Source organism: Mesotoga sp. HF07.pep.5.2.highcov, assembly GCF_003666285.1.
Classification (GTDB): domain Bacteria; phylum Thermotogota; class Thermotogae; order Petrotogales; family Kosmotogaceae; genus Mesotoga; species Mesotoga prima.
Genome location: NZ_JFHJ01000620.1, coordinates 1 through 4,733 on the forward strand (window position 1 = coordinate 1; position 4,733 = coordinate 4,733).

Sequence of the window (4,733 nt, forward strand, 5' to 3'; positions counted from 1 at the left end):
GAAGTCGGTGGGAAGGACTACACTCTTAATGAGTACGAGGTCAGGAGACTCCAAACTGGCTTATCTAAGAACAATGGATGAGTTCCTTCATGTTTTGGAAAGTAAATTCGAGCGGCCCAAATCTGACATGGCCACTACAGGAAGAAGTGATACTTCTGAACCCAGCTTATTATTGAAGAACTGTTTCTCGCGAATTCTTGGTCTGCGTATACCCAAATCAGCACAGTATTTGCCTTTCATCCGACAATTGCGCGAAAAGCAAACCAGCATTTAAGATCGAAACACAGGATGATTCAGATAGAACCCCTTCTCATGGGTCCTATTCATCAATGACAGGGCAGCCAATTTTGACCGGCGTTTCTAGCAATTCTATTTCAGAAGCTGCAAAGTTTTCATCACATCTCTACCCCGGAATCCATTCCCCAGGATTCTAGATCTGTAACATCGAATATTGCGCCGTTGTGAGAGGCCAGCCGCCTGGGTTCTTCAATGCCGTTGAATCTTGAGAGCTGCTCCCGAGTGAAGACAAGCAGGCCTACCAAATATTTTCCCGAGTTCGGCGGTTCCATGTGGAGAGTCTGCGAGAATATCTCTAGTCAGTTCTCGTCCGGCACCATGGGGTTGACCCTGATGATAACCGTTTCTCCAAAGAACAAGCTCGATCACGTGGTAAACCTCCCCTTCTACTGCAACATATGCTTTTTCGCCATCATGACTTTTCTATCTTCAAGCCCGTCAACTATTGTTCCACTATTGCTATCGGTTCAACGCCCGGAATTTCGCGAACACTTCGCGGAGAGCCTTTGCATTACTCGGATGTCAGCTCCCTCCCAGCGAGATGCATCCCGGCCTGGCGAGAGTCGTTCTGCCGCCTGTTTAGTCGGGAAAAGTCATAGACCTTTCCATCGACTGCAACGTAACTTTTCTTTTTATTCTTTTCCATCATAAGTCCGGAGTTCATCGAGAGTTACTACGAGTAGGCCGATCGACTCGAGATTTTCTGTCTTAGATTCCTTGCGTGGGGAAGTAATTTCAGCTCGCAAGTAAACGCCTGCACCGAAGAATAAAGAGCCATGTGGTTGCCGGTAGACCAAAGCCTCAACGGCTGTAAATCGAAAAATGAACCACGAATTGCAACATGAGCGGTTTGACTTGACGTTGAATCTCGATAGGGCTGTAGAAGTGAATACTGGGCTGATCTCAGAAAATGTAGAAAGGTCAAGATCTTTGCGAAAAATATCCGTGGATCTCCCAAAAAACGATATTCCGGAAATCACAGCACCGGCAGTATCAACGTAAGAACAAATCTATCCTTCTCAAATAAACCTCCTTCTCACCTTGACGGATCCGTAGATCGCTTCCGTAAACGAAATTCTCGCCTGAACCTCTCGGAAGTTTTCATGATTTTTGGAAGTTCTGCAGATTGAAGGAAATGGTGTTTGCAAAGGAAAGCGCATACAACCTGGATCAATCGATACTGCCTTACCTCAAAACTTACACAAAAAAACAGAGGGCCCTTGTGGGCCCTCTGGGTTGTTTATCAGTAGTAGATAAGTTCTAGAAGTAGATAAAACGCGTTTATAGTTTCGTATTGCTCGTCTATCTCCCAGTAGTAAAGGTCGAAGGTACCGTCTTCATAAACTTCAAATTGAGCATATACTTCGGCGGGAATCCCTCCTAGGTCAAATGTTCCGTAGAATTCAACTATATTGAGATCGTCAGTTGAAACGAAAAAGTCCCAGTGTGGTTCGTAGAAGAAGCCATCGAATGCCTCGCCCAGGGTCATCCAGTTGTAGTAAACATCGAAATAGGAGTTTTTGACTTCGGTGATCTTGGAGTCCAGTATCGAAGCAAGCAGCGTGTCGATAGCTTCATCGTCCTGGGAGACATCGTCTATTCCCAGATACGCAATTTCGAAAGTGCGTTCATCCAAGTTCACAGTGAATTGGAAAACCGTTTCTATAGTTTCATCTTCCTCGTAAAGAAAGCCAATGTACTCAACGACATCCTGATTGTCGGCGGTAACGAAGTAATCCCAGCTCCCATCTGAGAAATAGGTGCTGAAAGACTCGCCGATTATCTTGTCGGGATAATCGTAAAAATAGCCTTCCTTAACTACTGAGATTGCGACGTCTGCCCGCTCAGGCAGGAAGATCTTTTCCAGGAACGCAAACTGATTACTGTTGTCCTGAGGAACACCGTTGATCTCCCAGTAATTCATTATGAAGGTTGAATCTTCCTCCTTGACTAAGAAGCGCATCTTCACTGTTGCCGCTTCACCATTTTCATCAAGATAATTGCCGCTGAACTCGACAATGTTTTCGGTTCCCTCTTTAGAATATTTCCACCTGGGCATTTCAAAGAACGCTTCAAATGATTCACCGATCAAATTGTCTGGAAAGTTATTGAAAGTTCCCTCTGTGACAATGCTTATGAACCTTGCACTGTCCTGAGGCAATAGCCGTTGCGCAAGAGCAATACTTGAAACCGACAATACCAATAACAACAGAATAGTCAACTTTTTCATGAAAACAACCTCCTTTAATCTCTCCCTTTTTTCACTTTGAATCTGTTTCAATCCAATCTTGTGTCAGTAAGAAATGCCGAACCTCTGGATCCTGTTGCCCGATTGCTCAAGCACAAACACTGAGCCATCATAACTGAAATAGAGGTCAATCGGTCTCGTAAACAAACCGCTCGCCGTTCCTGAACCTCCCCACTCGAAAAGGAAGCTGCCCTTCGGGTCAAGAACAACAACCATATTATTCATTTTATTTATGTAGTGAAGATTACCAGAGCTATCGATTGTTGACCCTCCGGGTTGCCCCCATTTTCCGCTATAACCGGAGCCCCATTCAGCAACAAAGTTTCCCTCGGGATCATACTTCTGAATTCTTCTCACTATATCGTCCGAGATGTATACGTATCCATTGTTGTCAACACTGAGACCAGATACTGTTGCAAGATTCCCGGGATTCATTGCATCAAACATCCCGACTTTTGCTCCCACAGTAAGTATAAGTGTTCCTTCATTGTCGAATACCTGAACTCTTTGATTGAAGGCATCACCAACATATATGCGGTCAGATTTGTCGATTGCAAGATACATCGGTCCATCAAACTGACCTGGTTCCGGTCCTTTGCTTCCCCACGCTTTGACAAACTTGTTCTTGCTTGAAAACTTCTGTACTCTTCCATTCTGAGAATCTGCAACGTAGATGAAGCCCTTTGAATCCACCACTATATCGTGGGGAAAGAGAAACTCTCCGTTTTCGCTGCCATAGCTACCAAATGAGGTTTTGTGTTTACCGTTTTTGTCGAATACCTGAATTCTGTGGTTCAAAGTGTCAGCAACGTAGACTAAATCCTTTCCGTCAACGAAAATCCCTTGCGGATCGCTGAATTGACCATTCTTAGTTCCCTGAACTCCCCAAGACTTTTCGAAAACTACAGAAGAACAAAACGATGGAACGGAAACAAGAAGTGCCAAAAGCAAAAGGACAAAATTCTTCAAAGACTTCACCCCTTCAAGCTTTTTATTTGCTTGTCTGATATTAACACTCGAAGTGCCAGAAATTTCTCGTTCTTATACAGTCGTTTCAGGAAATGTCCGTGGAGTGTGGCAGATTGCATCACAAGATTGATAGAGGAGCAAAACCAAGCAAAAAAGTGATGGAATGCTTTTAAGAGCAATTAAAGACTTAATTTGAGAATACAGGGCGTTGTCAGGGAGGCAGCAGTGCTCTAAACTATAGATGAGCCACAGTTCCCCTCATAAGCAATCTTTTGTGGTCAATTTTATGTTGTAGCGTTGAGTATAAAAACCCATTACAAACCAGATTGGATTGGAGGTGGCCCAATTGGCAAAGATGATCAAGAAGAACTATTTACTTGCTCCAGGCCCGACGCCTGTTCCTATCGACGTTCTGCTTGAGGGTGCAAAGGATACGATTCATCACAGAACTCCGCAGTTCAAGAAGATCTTTGAAGACGCGGTAAACGGGACGAAGGAGGTTTTCAGGACACAAAACGATCTCTTTATCCTTGCTTCTTCCGGTACGGGAGCGATGGAAATGGCCGTTGCAAACATAGTCAATCCCGGAGAGAAGTTAATAGTCTGTAGCGTTGGAAAGTTTGGCGAGAGATGGGTTGAACTTGCGAAGACTTTCGGTGCGGAGATAGTCTTGGTTGAAAGAGATTATGGAGACTTCTACACCCCGGAAATGGTTGAAAGAGCCCTGGATGAAAACCCCGATGCAGTTGCTGTTCTTACAACCCTTAGCGAGACATCTACTGGAACAGTAATGGATATCGAAGGCATAAGTAAAGTTGTGAAGAAAGCGGGCAAACTCATCGCAGTAGACGGCATTAGTGGTTTAGTTGCCGAACGTTTGCTTACCGATGACTGGGGGCTTGATATAGTTGTATCTGGCTCTCAGAAGGGTTTTATGCTACCTCCTGGACTGGCTTTCATATCGTTCAGTAAAGAGGCTATCGAAAAGTCCAAGAACGTTAGTTCTACCAGTTTTTACTTCAACCTGAAGAAATACTTGAAGGATCCTATTCCATGGACGCCAGCTGTTAACCTGATCTATCAGCAGAGTCTTGCCGTAAAAATGCTTCTCGAAGAAGGAATGGAAAACGTGTGGGCGAGACACGAACTAATGGGAAAGGCAACGAGAGAAGCCATAAAAGCCATGGGGTTGGAGCTTTTCTCCAAGAGGCCGGGAAAT

The 4,733-nt window shown here is 44.5% G+C and carries 4 protein-coding genes; 1 reads left to right on the forward strand and 3 read right to left on the reverse strand.

What is annotated here, in order from left to right; translation table 11 throughout:
* Nucleotides 1–395 precede the first annotated feature (395 nt).
* From BG32_RS15660 to BG32_RS13350, 3 genes are all read right to left on the reverse strand, one after another.
* Complete coding sequence (locus BG32_RS15660; protein ID WP_183084344.1) at nucleotides 396–569, reverse strand: hypothetical protein; 174 nt, start codon at nucleotides 567–569, stop codon at nucleotides 396–398.
* 971 nt (nucleotides 570–1,540) lie between these two features.
* Nucleotides 1,541–2,527: a hypothetical protein gene (locus tag BG32_RS13345; protein WP_121510764.1), complete on the reverse strand. Its 987-nt coding sequence runs from the start codon at nucleotides 2,525–2,527 to the stop codon at nucleotides 1,541–1,543.
* Between the two features lie 63 nt (nucleotides 2,528–2,590).
* Complete coding sequence (locus BG32_RS13350) at nucleotides 2,591–3,514, reverse strand: NHL repeat-containing protein (RefSeq protein ID WP_121526970.1); 924 nt, start codon at nucleotides 3,512–3,514, stop codon at nucleotides 2,591–2,593.
* Nucleotides 3,515–3,869: 355 nt separating this feature from the next.
* Between BG32_RS13350 and BG32_RS13355 the strand changes: the two genes are divergently transcribed.
* Nucleotides 3,870–4,733: alanine--glyoxylate aminotransferase family protein (locus BG32_RS13355; protein WP_259459744.1), on the forward strand; the 864-nt coding region annotated here is incomplete at its 3' end.